The sequence below is a fragment of the Rhizobium sp. AG207R genome (assembly GCF_027109195.1).
Classification (GTDB): domain Bacteria; phylum Pseudomonadota; class Alphaproteobacteria; order Rhizobiales; family Rhizobiaceae; genus Rhizobium; species Rhizobium dioscoreae.
In genome coordinates this window covers 513,324-532,990 of the sequence record NZ_JAEPVT010000003.1, presented here as the reverse complement: position 1 = coordinate 532,990, position 19,667 = coordinate 513,324, and the positions used below count along the sequence as shown (strand labels likewise).

At 56.6% G+C, this 19,667-nt stretch carries 17 protein-coding genes, 1 tRNA gene and 1 pseudogene; 10 read left to right on the top strand and 9 right to left on the bottom strand.

What is annotated here, in order from left to right:
- Positions 1–53 precede the first annotated feature (53 nt).
- Positions 54–394, top strand: a pseudogene (tnpB, locus tag JJQ51_RS32905) (IS66 family insertion sequence element accessory protein TnpB).
- Between the two features lie 290 nt (positions 395–684).
- Here tnpB and JJQ51_RS09995 read toward each other — a convergent pair.
- The 3 genes from JJQ51_RS09995 to JJQ51_RS09985 form a co-directional block, all read right to left on the bottom strand.
- Positions 685–996 carry an addiction module antidote protein gene (locus JJQ51_RS09995; RefSeq protein WP_113367134.1) on the bottom strand — a complete coding sequence of 104 codons (312 nt, stop codon included), beginning with the start codon at positions 994–996 and terminating at the stop codon, positions 685–687.
- 1 nt (position 997) lies between these two features.
- Positions 998–1,288: a type II toxin-antitoxin system RelE/ParE family toxin gene (locus tag JJQ51_RS09990; protein ID WP_112420575.1), complete on the bottom strand. Its 291-nt coding sequence runs from the start codon at positions 1,286–1,288 to the stop codon at positions 998–1,000.
- 1,134 nt (positions 1,289–2,422) lie between these two features.
- Positions 2,423–3,028: a TetR/AcrR family transcriptional regulator C-terminal domain-containing protein gene (locus JJQ51_RS09985; protein WP_269244665.1), complete on the bottom strand. Its 606-nt coding sequence runs from the start codon at positions 3,026–3,028 to the stop codon at positions 2,423–2,425.
- Positions 3,029–3,102: 74 nt separating this feature from the next.
- Between JJQ51_RS09985 and JJQ51_RS09980 the strand changes: the two genes are divergently transcribed.
- Entirely contained in the window at positions 3,103–4,308 is a 1,206-nt protein-coding gene (locus JJQ51_RS09980; RefSeq protein WP_269244664.1) for a TCR/Tet family MFS transporter, read from the top strand.
- A gap of 99 nt (positions 4,309–4,407) precedes the next feature.
- On the opposite strand, the gene JJQ51_RS09975 is transcribed toward JJQ51_RS09980, so the two are convergent.
- Positions 4,408–5,325, bottom strand: a complete 918-nt coding sequence (locus JJQ51_RS09975) for a DUF1003 domain-containing protein (protein ID WP_113367129.1) — start codon at positions 5,323–5,325, stop codon at positions 4,408–4,410.
- Between the two features lie 469 nt (positions 5,326–5,794).
- Here JJQ51_RS09975 and JJQ51_RS09970 point away from each other — a divergent pair, with 469 nt between their 5' ends.
- On the top strand, positions 5,795–6,751 hold the full coding sequence (locus tag JJQ51_RS09970; protein ID WP_269244663.1) for a hypothetical protein: 957 nt from the start codon (positions 5,795–5,797) through the stop codon (positions 6,749–6,751).
- A 121-nt stretch (positions 6,752–6,872) separates the two neighbouring features.
- On the opposite strand, the gene JJQ51_RS09965 is transcribed toward JJQ51_RS09970, so the two are convergent.
- From JJQ51_RS09965 to JJQ51_RS09945, 5 genes are all read right to left on the bottom strand, one after another.
- A complete protein-coding gene (locus JJQ51_RS09965; RefSeq protein ID WP_269244662.1) occupies positions 6,873–7,352 on the bottom strand; it encodes a DoxX family protein in 480 nt (159 codons plus the stop codon).
- Between the two features lie 18 nt (positions 7,353–7,370).
- Entirely contained in the window at positions 7,371–8,126 is a 756-nt protein-coding gene (locus JJQ51_RS09960; protein WP_269244661.1) for an HvfC/BufC N-terminal domain-containing protein, read from the bottom strand.
- 10 nt (positions 8,127–8,136) lie between these two features.
- Positions 8,137–8,991 carry an MNIO family bufferin maturase gene (gene bufB / locus JJQ51_RS09955; protein WP_269244660.1) on the bottom strand — a complete coding sequence of 285 codons (855 nt, stop codon included), beginning with the start codon at positions 8,989–8,991 and terminating at the stop codon, positions 8,137–8,139.
- A 158-nt stretch (positions 8,992–9,149) separates the two neighbouring features.
- The gene (locus JJQ51_RS09950) at positions 9,150–9,434 is read right to left on the bottom strand and encodes a BufA1 family periplasmic bufferin-type metallophore (protein WP_269244659.1); all 285 of its coding nucleotides are present in this window, start codon (positions 9,432–9,434) and stop codon (positions 9,150–9,152) included.
- Positions 9,435–9,481: 47 nt separating this feature from the next.
- On the bottom strand, positions 9,482–9,748 hold the full coding sequence (locus JJQ51_RS09945) for a BufA1 family periplasmic bufferin-type metallophore (RefSeq protein ID WP_113331357.1): 267 nt from the start codon (positions 9,746–9,748) through the stop codon (positions 9,482–9,484).
- 289 nt (positions 9,749–10,037) lie between these two features.
- Here JJQ51_RS09945 and JJQ51_RS09940 point away from each other — a divergent pair, with 289 nt between their 5' ends.
- The 7 genes from JJQ51_RS09940 (at position 10,038) to JJQ51_RS09910 (ending at position 19,445) form a co-directional block, all read left to right on the top strand.
- The gene (locus JJQ51_RS09940) at positions 10,038–10,604 is read left to right on the top strand and encodes a sigma-70 family RNA polymerase sigma factor (protein ID WP_269244658.1); all 567 of its coding nucleotides are present in this window, start codon (positions 10,038–10,040) and stop codon (positions 10,602–10,604) included.
- Positions 10,591–11,226: an NrsF family protein gene (locus tag JJQ51_RS09935; protein ID WP_269244657.1), complete on the top strand. Its 636-nt coding sequence runs from the start codon at positions 10,591–10,593 to the stop codon at positions 11,224–11,226. Before JJQ51_RS09940 ends, JJQ51_RS09935 begins: the two co-directional genes overlap by 14 nt.
- A 241-nt stretch (positions 11,227–11,467) precedes the next feature.
- Positions 11,468–11,541: transfer RNA gene (locus JJQ51_RS09930), tRNA-Gln, on the top strand.
- A gap of 247 nt (positions 11,542–11,788) precedes the next feature.
- The gene (locus JJQ51_RS09925; RefSeq protein ID WP_269244656.1) at positions 11,789–12,013 is read left to right on the top strand and encodes a hypothetical protein; all 225 of its coding nucleotides are present in this window, start codon (positions 11,789–11,791) and stop codon (positions 12,011–12,013) included.
- A gap of 2,374 nt (positions 12,014–14,387) precedes the next feature.
- Positions 14,388–16,100, top strand: coding sequence for a type I secretion system permease/ATPase (locus tag JJQ51_RS09920; RefSeq protein ID WP_152095828.1), 1,713 nt, complete (start codon positions 14,388–14,390; stop codon positions 16,098–16,100).
- Positions 16,097–17,407: an HlyD family type I secretion periplasmic adaptor subunit gene (locus tag JJQ51_RS09915; RefSeq protein WP_152094742.1), complete on the top strand. Its 1,311-nt coding sequence runs from the start codon at positions 16,097–16,099 to the stop codon at positions 17,405–17,407. The genes JJQ51_RS09920 and JJQ51_RS09915 overlap by 4 nt, the downstream gene beginning before the upstream one ends.
- 139 nt (positions 17,408–17,546) lie before the next feature.
- The gene (locus JJQ51_RS09910; protein WP_269244655.1) at positions 17,547–19,445 is read left to right on the top strand and encodes a M10 family metallopeptidase; all 1,899 of its coding nucleotides are present in this window, start codon (positions 17,547–17,549) and stop codon (positions 19,443–19,445) included.
- The last annotated feature ends 222 nt before the right edge of the window (positions 19,446–19,667 follow it).

Below are 19,667 nucleotides of genomic sequence, written 5' to 3'. Positions count from 1 at the left end.
GGCGATCTTGCGACTGAACGTCTGGTGAAGATTTTGCGGGCGGTTCGTCAGGCATGATCGCGTCTGGTGTTATTGTTTATGTGTCGTGCCAGCCTGTCGACTTCCGCAAAGGTGCGACATCATTGATGGCTCTGGTCAGAGATGGTGGCCTCGACCCGTTCAACGGCGCGCTTTATGTCTTCCTGTCGAAACTGCGGACCGTGTTCGGATCGTTTGGTGGGATGGCAGCGGGGTCTGCCTTTATTCGAAAATTCTCGAGGAGAAGGGCTTTTGCCGGCCGGCAGCGACGGCGCGTATCCGCCTCGACCATGCTCAGCTCATGGCACTTCTGGCTGGTTTGGATTGGAAGAAGATCCGCCCAGCAACGAACAGGAGACCGCGCTCCACGGGCTGAACAACGGGCAAGATACGAAGAAAGCAAGCGGCCGCAGCGGGGAGACACTACGACTGTCGACGGCTGATTACTCAGCTGCCTCGGGGACATTGATCATGTTCCTTGCATGGTAATCGCTGTCCTCATCTGCCTCGGCAGCCAGCAAACGCCCCTTGCCCTCGTCCGCCGTGGAAACGGCAAGGCGGATGAGGGAGGGGAGGCAAGCCGCGCCGATGGCCCAAGTCTCGGCATAGGATGCGGCTTCAGCCTTATGAGACAGCGACGAAGGAAATCTTCACGCCACCTCGTAATCAAGCCGCCTTCGAGGGCTCGTCCGACGAGGTGGGCGACACGGAGAGTTTCACGCCGAGCGCTCTGGCGACACCGATCAGCGTCGAAAGCTTCGGATCACCGTGCTCACTCAGGGCTTTATAGAGCGCTTCCCGCGTTACACCTGCTTCCTTGGCAACAGCACTCATGCCGATGGAACGAGCAACATCGCCAAGCGCATGAGCAATCAGCGAGGGGTCGCCATCCTCAAAAGCAGCTTCGATATAAGCGAAGCGTTCCTCCGGCGTTTTCAGGTAATCCAGAACATCAAAGCGGGTCGTTTCTAGCACCATGTCAGATCTCCTTCGCCATTTTCTTCGCCTGGGCAATATCGCGCGTCTGCGAGGACTTGTCGCCGCCACATAAAAGAATGACCAAGGTGCGGCCCGTATAAGTCAAATACAAACGATATCCTGGTCCGTAATCGATCCGCATTTCACTCACACCATCACCCACTGCTTTGATATCGCCGGGATTGCCGAGCTCAAGACGCCGGATTCTGACGGCAATGCGCGAAGCGGCATTTCTGTCTCGGAGAGCCTTGAGCCATTCTGAAAAAACGGTGGTTTGGCGGACTTCGATCATCTGTGAACTATAATTCACGCGCCAAAGAAAGGCAAACTAAATGTGAACTAAAGTTCACAGAAGGCCCCTGCCGCAGTGGGGAGAAGCTGCGGCCTGCAACAGCTGGCGTTACTCAGCCGCCTCGGGAGGTCGATCATGTCGCCGTCTTCGGCGTCATGATCGTGCCGGTGGCATTGCCGTCACGATAATTGAGACGGATCATCCCGATGAATCGCCGGTAGATATGGGCGCGTGCCAAAAATCGGGATTGGTGTTCCAATTGATGGCTGGGGCGAAATCGTACGCTTTGGCTCGTCACGGCTTAGATTGATCGAACTGCCGGCGAAGGGCCTGCCATTCCTCCCAGACATGGGAAAAATCAACATCCTTGTAGCCAGGCCTCTCTTCCACAGCTTCCGCGGCACCCGTTGGCACAGCGATGGCGGCAGCGCTGTCGCGCACTTTGCTCCGCTATCAATGACTATCGGATTCGCTTCGGCATCCTTCATAGAGGGCCCAGGCAACGTCAACCGTCGCCAGAAGAACAGCGCTCTCGCTCCATCCAGCTGTAACCGCAGTTCGAACGACTTCGCTGATGATGGGCTGCAAGCGACGCTGGCATTCTCTGGCTAAATCGTCAGCGTCTTCTGATTGAGAGGCCGGAGAAAAACTTAATTCCATCGTTGTTGACTTCGCGTAATGTCAGCTTCATGTTTTCGATGCGCAAGCTGCCCCCAGTAAGGAACCTGGTGGCGTTCCTTACTCATTTCCGCAAGAACCATTGTCGAGAACGGACCTCAAGGCAAGCAGCGTGTTGCGAAGAACTGCTGCAAGGCCGGTTCGCACATCGCGACGATCGATCGTGATCGCAGGTCGTTGCCCCCACGCATCGAAGCATGCCTGAAACAATTCAGTACTTGTAGCAAGGTAGGTGACGTAGCTTCGGCTGACTGGATGTTAGCTCCATTCAAGAGCGGGTAAGGCCGCCGAACGCGCATATCGTCTCGCCTGCACCCATCATATCGACACCAGCAGATGAAACCCGCTGTTTTACGTGTTTCGACAGTATTTCGGCATGGGGCCGGATCTCGGCTGCACTTTCAGGCCGAGAGATGACCCATTTTCGGCCGGAACGGCCCCGGGGCGAGCGGGTATCTATTTGCCCGCATCGGCCCCGCCGATCAGCAGGTCGAGACCGGTTTCGAACAAGGCTTCATGGCCTTTGGCACGATAGACCGCCAAAGCTTTGGCAAGGTTCGGATGGCTTTCGGCGACGGCATCAATTGCCGACCCATCCCTGGAGGTGGCTTCGTCCGCCTGCTCCTCAAGCACGCACCCCACCACGTAGCGACTGATCGCGATCTGTAGCCCCAGAGCCTTCTCGGGATCAAAACCGGCGGCATACAGGCATTCGAGCTGCGCTTCGATTGCATCGAGGTGCGGAGCATCGACCTCGGTTCCCGCATGAACGCGAGCGCCGTCGCGCCAAGCCAGCAGGGCCGAGCGAAAGCTGCGGGCATTGGCGCGCAGGAATTCCTGCCAGGTCTCTCCGGCAAGGGGCATGTTTCGGGAGTGATTTCGCCTCAGCATCTCGGCATTCATAGCCGCAAGAAGGGCCTGCTTGCCCTTGAAATGCCAATAGAGCGCAGGCTGCTGCACGCCGAGGCGCTGGGCGATCAGCCGCGTCGACAGGCCGTCGATGCCGACTTCGTTCAGAATGGTCAGCGCCGCATCGACGATCTGGCTTCGATCGATTTTCATCGTCTCTCCGATTGACAGTCTCTCTCGTATAATTTATCGGCGATAAAGTTCCTTATCAATGATAAGTTTTCGCTATGAACAAGATGCTTTTGACTATCTTGGCGGTCGTCGTTCTCGATGCCGCCGGCACCGGCCTTGTTATGCCAATCCTGCCGGAGCTTCTGCTGAGCGTGGCGCATTCGCCCGAACTCGGTTGGCGCTACGGCGCTTTCCTGTCGCTCTATGCGGCATTGCAGTTCCTCGCCTCTCCGATTCTCGGGACGCTGAGCGATCGTTACGGCCGTCGACCCGTGCTACTCGCTTCGTTGGCGGGTGGCATGATCGACTACGCCTTCATGGCATGGGCGCCAGGCTTCTGGTGGCTGTTCCTTGGCCGTGCCATCGCCGGCCTGACCGCAGCGAATGCCGCGGTTGCGAGTGCCTGCCTCGCCGACATCACGCCGGAGCAGCGCCGGACGCGCGCTTTCGGGCTTCTCAGTGCCTGTTTCGGCATCGGCTTCATCCTGGGGCCTGTCATCGGAGGATTACTCGGGACGATTTCGTTACGTGCTCCTTTCGTCGCGGCCGCGATTCTGGTGATGATGAATTTCGTCGTTGCGCTTGTCGTGCTGCCCGAGACAAGAACGGCAAAGCCCGAGCGGATTGATCCGGCGGCCTTTCATCCGCTGGCGGCGCTGCGCTGGATCGGTGCGTTTCCAGCGCTAGTGCCGCTGCTCTTCACGTCCCTCCTCATTGCCGTTGTCGGCGAGGTCGGCGGCACCGTCTGGGTGCTTTATGGTCAGGACAAGTTCGGCTGGGATACGGCGACCGTCGGCCTGTCTCTCGCTGGTTTCGGCCTGTTCCATGCGCTCGCCCAGGCTTTTGTCGCCGGTCCCTTGAGTGAGCGCTGGGGCGAACGCTGCGCGCTGATGGTCGCGATTGTCTGCGACGGCGCGGCTTATGTCGCCATCGCTTTCGTCACGCGGGGATTTCTCGTCTTTTCTCTGTTTCCGCTCTTCTGCCTCGGCGGGGTCGGCCAGCCGGCGCTGCTGTCGTTGATGACCAAGCGCGTGGGTCCGGACGAACAGGGGCGTTTGCAAGGTGTGCTGACCAGCCTGACCAGCCTCGCATCGATGATCGCGCCTCTGGCGATCAGCGAGATCTACTTCGCCTCGAGGCATGTCTTTCCCGGACTGGTCTGGGTACTTGGTGCTTCGCTCTATCTCCTATACGTGCCGGTTCTCTTCGCAAACCGCCAGCGGGCAGATCGACAAAAGGACCGGCAAGGGGAGCCGCGGTGAGCGGCACACTGGCGAGCTAAGTGAATTGGCAAGGGAACAATCCTGTCTATGCAGGCGTGTCTATGCAGGCACGCCGGTAATGGCAGCCGCTTGCCCATGTCAGTTGACGGAATCGTCCGGATCGGAATCCTTGACCTTGGTAAAGAGGCTCTTCAGCGCACTGGTCTTCACCTTCGCTGCCTTATTGGCCTTGATCGCCCGCGTCGCCGCCTTGGCCTGTTCCAGCATCATCTCGATCTGGATCTGCTGGATTTCGGTCAAGCGCTCCCACTGGCGATTGAGGAGGTGGTCGACCTTTTCATGCAGGTGACGGATTTCCAGTTCGGCTTTTAGGTTGACCTTGTAGTCGTTGAGGGCACGCAGGCGGTCCTTTTCTTCCTGGCGGCGCTGGCTCATCATGATGATCGGCGCCTGGAGTGCCGCGATGGTCGACAGAACGAGGTTCAGCAGGATAAACGGATAGGCATCGAAGGCCTGCTTTTCGCCCATGGCTAGATTGATGCCCATCCAGACGGCGAGAAACAGACAGAAGGAGATGATGAAGGTCCAACTGCCGCCGAAGGACGCGACGCCATCGGCCATGCGGTCGCCGATCGAGCGGTGGTCCTCATAGTCCTCTTCGATGTTTTCCGCCAGCGTGTCATGTGTCTTCAGGCTTTCGACGACCTCGTCCTCGAGGTTGGAAAGCTCGCCGCGCTCCACCGTCAGCAGCTCGGCGATATATTGAGCGCGATAATCGTCCATGACCTTGCGGCTGATATAATCGTCGGCACGAAGCTCCGGATGTTTCAGCCGCATGAAATCCGCGAGCGACGGGCGGAGGTCATCGACATGCACGGCATCTTTTTTCTTGAGCACCTGGCCGGTGATGGCGTCGACCAGCTTGACGGACTTGGCCTTCGCCTGGGCAAGGCTTTTGGTATAATCGTCCATCTCCACCACGGTTGGGCTTTCGCCCTCACCCGCGTCGAAATCGACGATGCCTTCCGCCGGCTCAAAGGTCTTCGTTTCTGTCATCTAAGGGGCCTTCTTTGACGTTTTCTCGCTCATTTAGCCAATAATGCGAACAGGAATATGACTGTTAGAAGACAGGGAATATAGCGACAGATACATGCCGCCATCTTCCGTCTGCAATTTTACTCTTCCAATCGATCCTACAAATTTCTAGCGCCATTATCCTAAGCAACGGCAAATGCGACGGCCTTCCTTGCGATCCGCTGCGCCGGACCCGACCGGGGCCCTCAAAAACAACCGTTCCGGGCGATTTCGCAAATGTTTTCAAAAGCCTCACGTGTTTCTGCGAGAATTTCCACCGCTTCATTCAGGTTTTGGCTTCTCGGCCTCTTGACCAAGATCGTCCCACCTCTATTTGCGGCGATGCAGCAGATATTCGCGATCGCGAATAAATATCGAAGTTTCAAATGATTACATCAACGGGAGTTGGGCCTGTTGCCACGGGTTTTGCACATGTGCAGAAAGGATAACTATGCACAATTCCCCGGCAAATGACTTGGAGTCCGTCGCCCGGCAGGGCGGCCGTTTCAAGCGTATGGCTGTCAGGATACCGACTTACCTGACCGATCTCAAAGAAAATCCGGCCTGGTTGCCCATGTTCCTGCTAGCCAGGACCCTGCCGTTTCGGCGCATCCATTGGCTGGCCACCAAGCAGCCCGTCAGACTTCCGGTTTCCGGCACTTCGATGTTTGCCGGCACTGAGCGCAGCGCCGTCGTCAACGCTCTGCGGACCGATGGCATCTATCCGAGCCTGATGCTGCCGGATCATATTCATCGAGAAATCGCAGAATTCGCTTCCAACACCGCCTGCTTTGGCAATTTCGACAGGAAGCTTGAATTCGTCGCAGGCGAACATAAGGAAGCGGAGGCTCGTTTTGGGCGGCCGATTCTGAGCGGACACTTCTTCGAGCGCTCGCTCGATTGCGAAGCGGTCATGGCGGTCCAGCGCGATCCGCTGCTGATCGACGTCGCCCGCCAATATCTCGGCGGTCAGGCCAAGGTGATCACCACCCGCATCTGGTGGAGCTTCCCGACCCAGGCTTCCGAAGCCGACCGGAGCCTCGCTTCGCTCGACAAATACCACTTCGATCTCGACGATTGGCGGATGCTGAAATTCTTCTTCAATCTCGTCGATGTTGATGAGGGCACCGGCCCGCATGTCTTCGTCAAGGGAAGTCATCGCCGCCGCCGGGTCCGCCATCAGCTGACCTTGCTTGTTGGGCATCCGGCTAACGAGGTGCTCGAGTATTATGGCGAGGCGAATGCGCTGACGCTGACTGGCAAAGCTGGCTTCGGCTTTGTCGAAGATCCCTTCGGTTTCCATATGGGCACCGTTCCGACGCAAAAGCCGCGGCTGATGATGGAGGTGGGCTTCGGGGTCTCGAAACCGTCGCGTCGCCGCTTCCACGGAGAACCCGTCCTGCGTTAAGGCATCTCGCGCAGAAGTATGCATTGGTTTTCAGACAACGACATGCGCGGAATAAAACGCGCATTTAGCAGGCATCATGGAGCGCCGCTCGTACTGGCGCTCCCGTCTACCGATCTCAGGCTCAGCGCGTGAACCGCCTGACAATCAGGTGGTCGAGCGCGATACGCCCAGGCCCACCTGCGATGATCACCAGAAAGCAGGTTGCCCATGTGCCATGCGTCGGCCAGGCATCGGGATAGACGAAGATCTCGATGACCAGCGTCATGCCAAGCAGCGCCAGCGCCGAGAGCCGGCTCGCAAATCCGATGACGAGCAGAAATGGGAAGAAATGCTCACTGAAAGCGGCAATATGGGCGGCGATCCAGGGGTCGACCAGCGGTAGCTTGTATTCCGTCTGGAAGAGATAGACGGCATTGTCGGTCACGTGCCAGCCATCCACCTTAGTCTGACCGGATTGCCAGAAGACGGCGGCGATAGATAGCCGCGCGATAAGTGCGATCAGGTCGTGCGGGATATGGTCGAGAAGCTTTAGGGCGCCATAGAGCCTTTGGGCCGCGGTTTCTCGTTCGGCCGGAGCGGCCGTCATCATCTGGTTCTGCATTTTGGTTCTCCCTGGCGTTCAGCGAATGGCCATGAAGGCGCCTGCCGTGAACGCGCCGGCGAGGTTGGCGGAAAGATCGAAATTGGCGGCTTCAGCGAGAGCCGTCTCATAAGCCCGGCCAAGAGCGGCGCCGGAAAACAGCTCTTCCAGAAAGGTTGCGCCACCCGGCGGCAGGCGATGCACCTCGACGATCATCTGCGGGCGAATGACGAGGGCATCCTCGCCCGTCCAATCGCTAATATCTTCGAGTTCGATCTCGCCGGTGTTCATCGCCCAGATGGTGACGGTTGGATAGGCGGAACGTGTGACCGAGGCGGAAGGATGCGGCACGAAAGCCAGTTCCGCCAGACCTGCCGGCTCGATGGTCGCCACGAGCGCCGCATCGAGCGGCACGGCATCGGCCGCATGATAAGCCCGCCCCCGAAGCGCCTCCAGTCGCATGACATCGGGCAGATAGGGGATTTCCTGCGCCGGTTCGAAACTCTCGGCGAAGTCGGGGAAATCATCGCCATAGGCGAGCAACAGCGGCGAGCGCGGCGGATGCAGCCTGATGAATTCATGCGCCATGGCGGCGAAGAATTCCCCGCCGACGATTCTTTCGGCAGCCGGAAAGCGCGAGGCCAGCGCGCCGATCAGACCGATGGCGACATTGTTGCGATAGACGCTGAAACGTCGTGCTGGCTGTTGGCCGTTCCAGGCCGTCAATCCATTAGGCACCGCGAGAGCGGGATCGACGAGCGCTGCGGCGAATTCGCTTTGCGTGGCGAGAGACATCGATCCCTCCTCAGGCTGCTCTGCGTGCCGCGGCACGCTTGAGGATGGCATCGGCCGCTTCGGCCTCAGCCCTTAGAACCGGCCATTCCGGCACGTCATTATCCCATTCGACTAGGCTGGCTACTGGACCGATCCGGCCGATGAGCTCTTCATAGAGCGCCCAGACGGGATCTTTCACGGGTGTATCGTGACTGTCGATCAAAAGCGGGGCACCGGCATCGTCGACGGTTTCCGAATGGCCGCTCAGATGGATCTCGCGCACCCATTGCACCGGGAAGCGCTTGAGATAGGCGCGCGCGTCCATGTGGTGATTGGTGGCGGCGACGAAGACATTGTTGACGTCGAGCAGCAAGCCGCAGCCGGTACGTCTGGCGACCTCGGCTAGAAATTCCGTTTCCTCGATCGTGCTCTCTTCAAACAGAAGGTAGGTAGCCGGATTCTCGAGCAGCATCTGACGGCCGAGCGATGTCTGCACCTGATCGATATGGGTGCAGACCTGCGCCAGCGTTGCTTCGGTATAGGGCAGGGGCAGAAGATCGTTGAGAAAGGTCGTGTCGTGGGTCGACCAGGCGAGATGTTCCGAAAAGCTCTCCGGCTCGTAGCAATCGCAGACGATCTTCAGGCGAGCGAGATGCTCGCTGTCCAAAGGCTGCATCGAGCCGATGGAGAGGCCGACGCCGTGGATGGACAAGGCATAATCCTGGCGCAGCCTGCCGAGTTGAGCACGTGGCGGACCACCAGCACCCATATAGTTTTCCGCATGGACTTCGAAGAAGCCAATCGACTGCGTGGCGTCATTGATCGCGGCGAAATGCTCCGGCTTGAAGCCGACGCCGGCGCGACGGGGGAGTTCTGACGGTTTCATTGCGGGCCTCCGGATTGAGCAGTTCCAGCAAAATTGCGCAGCGGCATCGCGTCCGAAATTGCGCAAGAACAAAGTAATCAATCATTCCGTTTGGGAGGCAGGCGGCGCCGGTAAAGGATGCGCCGCCCACGCGTTTGCGCTGTTTAGCCAGATCGGGGTCAGACCGGGGCCGGACCCTGCATCAGGGTACCATGGCCGTTCGGCGTCTTGATCGTCTCGCAGGTTCCGGCGGGAACCAACTTCCACGAGTTGCGCTGATAGTCGACTTTCGACGTGCCGGCGCAAGTCGTGCCGGGGCCGGCTGCGCAATCGTTCTGGCCCTTGAGGGCGACACCGTAGCATTTTTCCTTTGCATCGGCGGCGGATCCTGTCGTTGCGCCGGCAACCAGCGTCACCGCCGTTGCGACCGATGCGGCCAGGGCGAGTGCGGACATCTTGGTCATGATAAACTCCTTACGAGCGATGATTGACGATCAATCCGGTTTTCGGATCAGGCCGGGGTCAACGAGCCGTGGCCCTTCGGAGTCTTCATCGAGGTGCAGGTCCCGGTGGGAACGAGCTTGAAGGACATCTTGTCGTAGCTCATGGTCGACTTGCCGGCGCAATCGTGCTTGCCGGCGGCGCAATCGTTCTGACCCTTGAGGGCGACACCATAGCATTTTTCCTTGGAATCGGCCGCCGAAGCCGGAACGGCGACGGATGCAAGTGCCGATGCGATCGAGCCGGCAATGGCCAGGGTGAGGATGCTGTTCTTCATGGATCTGTCTCCTAGATGGATGCGAGCCGTCATTGGCTTGCATCGAGGTCTACGGAGCGCCTCGAGCGGATGTTACAGCCGCGTCAGAATTTTTTTCGAGATCCGTCACTTATAGTATGCCGGCTATCTGCCGCGGTAGAAAATAGCCGGGCAGATGTGGGGCAAGGCCGGCAAGTGCGTGGGTAGAAGCGCATTTGGCGAAGAACCCGCCGTTGAGACGAAAAGGCTTGAAAAATAGTTGCCGTTGCCGGTAACGAAAGCCTGCGGTCCCGCGTAGAGGAGATGTCGGATGAATCATTCGGCGCGCGAAGAGGAATGGGCAGTCTGGATGCGCGCGGCCATCAGCGGCGATGCGCAGGCCTATCACCGTTTCCTCACCTCGGTCGCGCCGCATCTGCGCGCCATGGCACGCCGGCGCTGCGATCAGCTGGGTGCGCCGGTAAGCGAGGCCGAGGATGTGGTGCAGGAAGTGCTGCTCGCCATCCATCTGAAGCGCGGCACATGGGATTCATCCCGCCCGATCGGACCCTGGCTGTCGACGATCGTGCGCAACAAGTTGATCGACAGCCTGAGACGGCGCGGGCGGCATATGAGCGTACCGATCGATGATGTGATCGATTTCCTGGAGGCGGAAGAGCATACCGATGCCTCGGACCGGTTTGATGTCGATCGTATGTTGGAGCGGCTGAAAGACCCGCAGAAGACCATCGTGCGCTCGATTTCCGTTGAGGGAAGCAGCGTCCGGGAAACGGCGGACCGGCTGAAGATGACGGAAGGGGCGGTGCGCGTGACGCTGCACCGCGCGTTGAAGATGCTTGCGGCTTTGTATCGGAGTGAGACCAGTGAAAACCGATGACCTCATCAATCTTCTGGCGCAGGACGCGCCGGTCCGCATACGGATCGGCAAAGTCCTGACCCTGGCGGTCGTCGCGGGCATCCTGATCAGCGGCGGTATCTTCTTCGCCATGATCGGCTTTCGAGCCGATATCGATACAGCCATGGAGACCGTCCGTTTCCTGTTCAAGTTCGTCGTGACCATCGCGCTTGCCGCAACAGCCTGCGCCGTCGTCTTCCGTATCGGACGGCCGGGCGCTTCGCTGCGCCTGTGGGGTTGGACGCTGCTCTTGGCGCCTATTTTGCTGCTTGCCGCTGCTGCCCTCGAAATGGCCGTCATGCCGGCCGACAGCTGGAGCGCGCGGATGATCGGCCACAACGCCCGCTTCTGCCTGACGCTCATCCCTCTGCTGTCGATCGGGCCGCTTGCCTGCTTCCTTTTCGCGCTACGCCATGGGGCGCCGGAAAAGCCGGGTGCCGCCGGCGCCGTCGCTGGCCTTGCCGCCAGTGGCATCGCCGCAACCTTCTATGCTTCCAACTGCACGGACGACAGCCCGCTTTTCGTCCTGCTCTGGTACCCTATCGCGATCGCCATAGTGACCGCTGTCGGATATTTCCTCGGCAGGCGCTTGCTGCGTTGGTGAAGCGATCGAACGCGTGATATCGAAACTGGTGAGATCCCTCGTCCGGCAGCAGCTTTGGCCCATTGGGACAGCGCGGCTTGGAAAATCTGCTGGCAGCAGGCGAATTCGTGACCTATCATTGCGGTCCAGGGTGACTGTCAAAAAATCGCATTTTCCTGCGTTAAAGTGTTTGCATCCGCGGCAAATTCGATTATAGAGGCCCTGCTTTCCCCGCAGGGGCACTCTACGGCCCGGCGGCTGTTGGGAAATAGTTCAATGGTAGAACAGCGGACTCTGACTCCGTTAATCTTGGTTCGAATCCAGGTTTCCCAGCCAAATTTCTCTAAATCTCCTTAATTTAGTGATTCGCCATTCGTCTCGGAGATTGGCATCAATGATTGCCTTATGCCTGTGATAGCGATCGGCTCCCGCGCCAACATCGGAGCTAGCGGTTGTATCAAACAACGCTTAGAAAGCGAGTAGCCGAGCTAGATGGTCGCTGCGTGACACACGACCTGACGGTAGTCCATTTGCTCGGTAACCTAGCATCAAGAACGTGCAACATGGAGGTTTCACCCGAAACTTGCTGGGCAGTATCGCGTTCGATCTCCAGGCTGTGATTGAAGCAGCCGGTGCGCCGCGAGCGACGCGCTTTATCTACGCTACGAAGACATTGCGGAACTTCACGGAGAATATGGCGGCCTCACTTGATGGTGCCACAGGAAGGGATCTGAACTTGGTGCCCGAAGAGCTTATACATCTGATGGATACCGTCCACATCGATCACTGGTTCGAGCATCCAGGCTGAAAGAGATGTGGGGTTGCTTCGGATACGATATCGGCGTGGGCGAAACGCCTTGCCACAGCTATGAACATGGATGGGATGACTATCCCAAGCCGAAATATGGAGTGGCGTTTTAAATGCTCTGCCTGACCGAGCGAAGTTGCAGCTAGCTTATTCTCTATTCTTCCGGCTGTTTTAGGCGAATTATTTACTCGACTCGCGCGAATTTGCGGGCATACTGCCTATCAGCGCTCAGGTGTAGATGGACGCCATGGACGAGGATCTTCCATATATCGAACAGGAATGGAAAAGCGCCTTGGCAGTCGTCGCTGTGGTGCTTACGTGTATAGTCCTGATTGTCGCTGTATTCTGGCTCTGATCTCCAAAAATGATCAGTCTGCCAAATTGGGATAGATGGGTTGCAGCTTTGAGTAATTCTATAGTTGCCGGGCGCAATCTTTGGCCGACCTTGTTGATGATGGTCGTCCGCGCCGAGCCCTTGGAGGTCACCAGGTGGCATAGAGGTGACCGTCGACCGTTAATCAAATCTTTTGTGAGTTTCGGTTGAAGTTGCTCTCGCAACTAACTTGAACTACAAAATGGTCTGCAATCGCCCTTATATAGGCGCATTTCGAAACGCAGTCGCCGCGGGAAGCGCCTATTAAACAACAAGGATAGATTGAAATGATCCTTCTTATTTCGGCCATCGTCTTAGTGGCTGCATCGATCTTGTCGATCCTCCTTTTAGGTGACGATTCGAGGCCGGGTCCTGTAAGGCGTGTTTTTGTGAAGGCCTTCATGCGATTGCGTCCCCTCTTATCGCTGCCACTCTCCGTCTTTCGCCCAGTTTTCTCCTATGCAAAGTGGGCCCTTATAAGCCGCTACCGTACCCCTATAGAAGACGACCTTGAGGCTCCATTTCGCAACAAGTACGAACGGTATGATGTCTAAGTATTGACACCCGCGGAACACCGACTGTGTCTTCGCCGAGAAATGGATTTGCCGATGCGCGAGGCGAGTTGCGCTACGAAAGATTTCCTGGAGGTACGTGCTCTGGCGGTAGATGCACGCGTCGAACCATTCTATTCGAGGCGCTGACGCCGGATGAGTTCGCTATTGCTGTAGCCGCATTGCGCCAGATGCAAGAGGAAGCCCGTCAACCAGAGCGTCATTGGGTTGCGCAGCGCGGACGAGAGTGCGACGAGGCGGAAAGGGCACAACGGAAATATGATGCAGTCGAGCCTGAGAAGCGGTTGCTGGCCATTCGCTGGAATGCGGATGGCAAGAGAAGCTGCGTGCAGTCGGGACAATTGAGCGGGACTATGAGCGGTGGCGGTCCCGACGAGCCCTTGGCCCTGAGCGAGGCAGATCATGACGGGCTACCGGCACTCGGAAAAACCTGTGTGGCACTTGGCATGCCCCATCGACTAAGGCGCTCGAGCGAAGAGTATCTTTCGCTTTGTTATCTGGAGGCTCTCGGTCAGAAACGGTTGCAACAATATTAGGCTCCACGTAGGCGCTGGGGTATTTCCAAGGGTTACAACCAACGGTACCGGCCCAATCCTCCAATGGCCAGGCGAAACCTATTCCATCTAGGAAGCTGCTGCAGCTTTTGGCATTACGCCGCAGACCATCTTCAAATACTTGGTACGTGGCCTGGTTCAAAGCCGGCATCTAGTGAAAGGACAACAGCGGCAGATCGGATTGACCGAGGGCCAGATCGAAATTCTGCGCACTCGCACTCAACGCAATAGACGATCGAGGAAACAGACGCCATGAAATCGTTGGTGATGTTAGGATGACCATCGCGTTGCTGGGTCGTTTCGCCCGTCACCGCCATTTCCTTGAAACCGGAAGGACAGCTTTTTCTAAGAACATCACAGCGAATTAGCCCGAAACGACGAGGCGGACGCGAAAGAACTTGACCAGGACAACCAACACGCTCAATACCTGAGAACGAGTCAATCCTCGACGCCAACCTTAGGGGTAGCCCTTAGAGCAATCAACAATCTTTAAAGTTTTGGTGCTAAATCGGACAGAGTGGTGAAAACTGGATTCTGTTGTAGGATAACGATCAGCCGTAATGCAGCACGAAGCAGCCGGTACGACGTTTTATAACACGTTCATCGATTACCGCAGTGGCTCGTTTTGCTCTGAGCCGATTGGCTGCCCGACGCTCCGCACGTCAATTGTTGAAGTAAGTTGGAGCGGGGCTGAAATAAATCAGTGACCGGAGAGGGCACGTATCCTTTATGTTCAAGGACGCGAATAGTTCGTTTTTATTCGACCGTTTGGCTGCAGCAATTTCTCGGTCCGGTGGCTCACGGTCTGCCCGCAACAGCGCGCGGGGAATTTAGACGTGTTCGATAACGCAATTAAGCCGCCCCGATCATTTCTGATGGCGGTGCTATCATCACTAAAAATGGCATTCCTGGGGATCGGAGCGACCAGCGCGCTTGTCAATATCCTTGCATTAACCGGCTCGTTTTTCATGTTGCAGGTCTACGACCGGGTGATCCCGGCGCGTAGTCTGCCGACTCTCGTCGGCCTCGGTATCATTGCAGCGACCCTCTACGCCTTCCAAGGATTTCTAGAGGTGGTCCGCTCAATGCTCTTGGTTCGTTTAGGACTGTCAGTCGATGAGCGCTTTGGAACAACAGTCTACGATTCTCTTGTCCTGTTTCCCGCGCGCATGCAGATGCAAGGAGATGGTCTCCAGCCCGTACGCGATCTTGACGTCGTACGTTCTTTTCTTTCCGGGCCGGGACCGACCGCTCTATTTGATATTCCGTGGATGCCTTTTTATCTCGGTTTGTGTTTCCTTTTTCATGTCTGGATCGGAGTCACGGCGCTTGCCGGCGCGTTGATACTTGTCGGACTTACGATCCTGACCGAACGGATGTCTCGCGAACCGGCAAAAGAGGCAGCCAAGATAATCTCGGAGCGCATGGCGCTGGCCGAAGAAACACGCAGAAACTCTGAAGCTGTGCTTGCAATGGGCTTCGGTCATATGCTTGGCACGAAGTGGGATGAGATCAATAGCCGCTATCTAGGCAATCATTTACGCTTCTCAAACCTAACCATTACCCTCGGGACAATTTCGAAGATCTTGCGAATGATGCTGCAATCAGCCGTCCTTGCCGTGGGTGCGATGCTCGTCATTCGCCAGGAGGCTTCGGGTGGCATCATGATTGCGAGCTCCATTCTCCTCAGCCGAGCATTGGCTCCGGTGGAATTGGCAATTAGCCAGTGGAAGGGCTTTGTTGCCGCCAGAGATAGTTGGTCGCGCCTCGTAAAGCTCGCCGACCTGATGTCTGTCGATGGGCGCGAGGTCGCTTTGCCCAAGCCGGTGAAAGCGTTGAAAGTGGAAAATTTGCATCTTGCGGCGCCGGGGTCCAAGAACTCGATCGTACGAAATATATTCATGGAGCTCCAGGCGGGGGATGCTGTTGGTGTGATCGGCCCCAGCGCATCCGGCAAATCCACACTCGCGCGGGGGCTCGTCGGCCTTTGGCCACCGGTTGCAGGAGCGGTTCGCTTGGACGGAGCAGCACTGTCGCAATGGGATCCGCATGCGCTTGGCAAACATATCGGATACCTGCCGCAGGATGTCGCACTGTTTAGCGGATCTATCGCCGAAAACATTGCCCGGTTTGATCCGGATGCGACCTCGGACAAGATCATTGCTGCTGCGAAGACGGCGGGCGTGTACGACATGATCCTGCAATTTCCTAACGGCTTTGAAACGAAGATTGGGGAGCAAGGGTCGTCGCTGTCGGGCGGACAGCGGCAGCGCATTGCGCTGGCCCGCGCGCTCTATGGCGAGCCGTTCCTGATCATTCTCGACGAGCCGAATTCGAATCTCGACGCTGATGGAGAGTTGGCGCTATCGCGAGCTATACTGAGCGTCAAGGCCCGTGGAGGCATTGTCGTCGTCGTTGCGCATCGTCCCAGCGCGCTTGCTGCGGTCGACAAGGTTCTCGTGTTGACGAATGGCCAAATACAGGCTTTCGGGCCAAAGGATGAGGTTCTCAGGAGGACGACGCAACCCGGACCCCCGGGGCCTCAACCCGTCCGCCTGATTGTCGGCGGTGAGGAGATGGCACAATGAACGGCGCTCTTACGCCGCTTGCCGAACGCGCCGTGCGCCGGCTCACGCTGGTTGCGCTCGCCGCCGTTATCCTTCTTGTCGGCGTCCTTGGAGGATTGGCTGCCACCATTCGTCTTCAGGGTGCCGTTATCGCCACTGGGACGCTGGTTGTTGACAGCTATGTCAAGCCCGTCCAGCACCAAAAGGGCGGTACTGTTGGTCAGGTGTTCGTCAAAAACGGCGATCTCGTTGCAGCTGGCCAAATACTCGTGCATCTTGACGATACGCAGGCCCGTGCCAATCGTGCCATCATCTTAAAGCGTCTGAAGGAACTTTCGGCGCGTGTAGCTCGGCTCTCGGCAGAGCGAGATGCGAAAGAAACAATCACCTTTCCAAAGGACCTTCTAAACGAACAAGATATAGCCGAAGTAGCGGCGATACTTGATGGAGAACGGCGGCTGTTTGAAGACCGGCGCTCATCCAAAATGGGGCGCAAGGCGCAATTGGCTGAACGGGTTCGTCAGCTTTCGAAGGAGGCGGATGGGCTGGGTGCTCAGCAGGAAGGTAAACGACAGGCGATCGATATCATAAATACCGAACTCGCCAGTCTTCAGCCACTGCTCGAGCAGGGTATCATTCCCGCGACGCGAGTCTATAGCTTACGGCGTGATGCTGCTGATCTCACCGGCCAGCTTGGCAGCCTGGTCGCCTCTGCCGCTCAAACCAACGGAAAAATTGCCGAAACCCGGTTACAGATTATTCAAGTCGATGACGATCAGAGAACGGAGATATCGGACCAATTGCGTCAGGCCGAAAGTGATATCGGCGAATATTCTGAGCGGCTTGTTGCTGCCGAAGATGAGCTAAAACATGTTGATATTCGCGCACCTCAGGAAGGGATCGTTCATCAGCTTGTCGTTCATGCTGCCGGAACGGTTGTCACGCCTGGTGAGGCGATCATGCAGATTGTGCCCGACAAGGATGCATTGACGCCGGAACTCAAACTATCACCACGGGATATCGACCAAGTGGCTGTAGGGCAGGAGGTGATGGTTCGGTTTTCGGCTTTCAATCAACGGACCACGCCGGGATTGGCAGGCCGAATAACAAGTATCGGGGCCGACCTGACAACGGATCAGCGTACTGGGCAAAGCTATTATGATATCAGAGTTGCTATACCTTCGGCCGAATGGGCTCGATTGGGTAATATGGTACCAATAGCAGGCATGCCGGTGGAGGCATTCGTCCAGACGGATCAGCGAACGATGTTAGCCTATTTGACAAAACCGTTGTCCGATCAGGTGGTTCGTGCGTTTAAAGAACAGTAACGATGTGGAAATGGATGGCGCTCTGAAATCAAGGATTGTGCCAAAGCTGATGCCACCCATGCTTGCAGATTTTCCTTTCCTCGTTTATTCATCGCAGTGAAACGGCCACTAGGGCGTCACGATCTCGGAGACGTATTGAATGCTAACGATCACCTATCCGGTCTCGGTGTTTGGAGACGATGCCGACGCCTTGATCTATGGACAGTATTGGGCGCAAACTTCACTGGATTTTTCGTTCCCGACGAGTGGCGCGCAGTATGGAAGCTATAGCACCGGAGAGCAGCTGACGTTTCAGCCACTCAACGTCACCATGCAGGCTGCGGTGAATTCTGCGTTGGCGCAGTATGCCTCCGTCTCGAATCTTTCCTTCAACGAAAAAGCTGATGCGGGAAGTGCCACAATTCGGTTTGGCATGTCGGATGAGGCGCAAGATACCGCCTATACGTATTTTCCATCGAATTCTGATCTTGGTGGCGACGTTTGGTTTGGCACGCAGACCGGCACAAGCGCGATGACTGATCCGATCAGGGGCAATTATGCATGGATCTCTACTCTACATGAGATCGGACATGCACTGGGTCTCAAGCATTCCTTCGAGGGCTTTCCGAGGGTGAGTATCTGGCATGACAGCATGGAATTCACTGTCATGAGCTACCGGTCCTATTTTGCAGCATTGCCGAGCTTTGGTTATACAAACGAAGATTTTGGTTATGCGCAGTCGCTGATGATGTATGACATCGCAGCCATCCAAAAGTTGTACGGTGCTAATTTCGCGACGCATTCCGGAGACACGACTTATACCTTTTCACCCACGACCGGTGAAATGTTCATTGATGGTGTCGGGCAGGGAAAGCCTGGCGACAATCGCATTTTTCTCACCATTTGGGATGGTGGTGGCAACGACACCTATGATTTCTCAAACTACACCACAAATCTGTCTATAGATTTGCGACCGGGCAGCTGGTCATTGATGTCCGCCGCACAAAGCGCCTACCTCGGGGATGGCAACTTCGCGCACGGCAATGTCTATAATGCTCTGCAGTATCATGGCGATAGCCGCTCATTGATCGAAAACGCAATTGGCGGATCCGGCAATGATACGATTATCGGCAATGACGCAAACAATACACTAAAGGGTGGCACCGGTAACGACTGGCTGGACGGCGGAGCTGGTTTTGACACGGCCGTATTCGACTTCAGGCTAGCGCAGGCGACAGTCGATTACGGCTACCGCGCAATGATAGTCAAGGGCGGCGGAGCGGTGGAAAGCTTAGTTTCAATTGAGAAGCTACAGTTTTCCGATAGAGCGGTTGTTCAAAGCGACAGCCTGGTCGATGATATGTTCTATTACACCCACAATCGTGATGTTCTCAATGCTGGCGTTGATGCGGATCAACACTATGATCAACATGGTTGGAAGGAAGGGCGTGATCCGAACAGTTTCTTTAGTACGTCCGAATATTTGGCGAAATATCATGATGTTGCGGCTGCCGGAATCGACCCGCTACAGCATTATGATCAATTCGGATGGAAGGAAGGGCGTGACCCCTCTGACCATTTCCACACGGCGGAATATCTGCGTATTAATCCAGATGTCGCCGCAGCAAAGATTGATCCGCTTGAGCACTATTTGAAGTTCGGTATGTATGAGGGTCGTGCTGTCACGGCGAATGATCTGCTAATTAATGGAAAATTCTACTACCAGAATAACGCGGATGTAGCGGCCGCCCATCTTGATCCACAGCAGCACTATAACCAGTACGGCTGGCATGAGGGGCGAGATCCCGACGCATTTTTTGACACCTCAGCATATTTGGCGAGGTACAAGGATGTAGCGGCTGCTGGAATCAACCCATTTCAGCATTACTTGGAATTTGGCTGGCATGAGGGGCGAGATCCCTCCGCAAAGTTTGACACTGCGGGATATTTAAAACTTTATCCGGATGTCGCCGCTGCCGGCATCAACCCCCTTGTGCATTACTTGGAGTTTGGCCTCTTTGAGGGTAGGACCTATGTAAATGATGGGATACTCGGCTAAGCTGTACACAGCGCGCGAAGTCGGTACTTGTGCGGAGTAGTAGCAGATGCCGTGAGCTCACGTCGCAGCGCTACGAGCTCACGTCGCAGCGCTACGCTTTGGCCGCTTATGGTATGTCAGCATAGATCAAAGTTCAGATCACGGGTTCAACCGGAGATGTCAAAGCGCTGCATGTCCTTGTCGCCTGGGTGCAAGGGACACAGCACTTTTCCCCGATTGAAA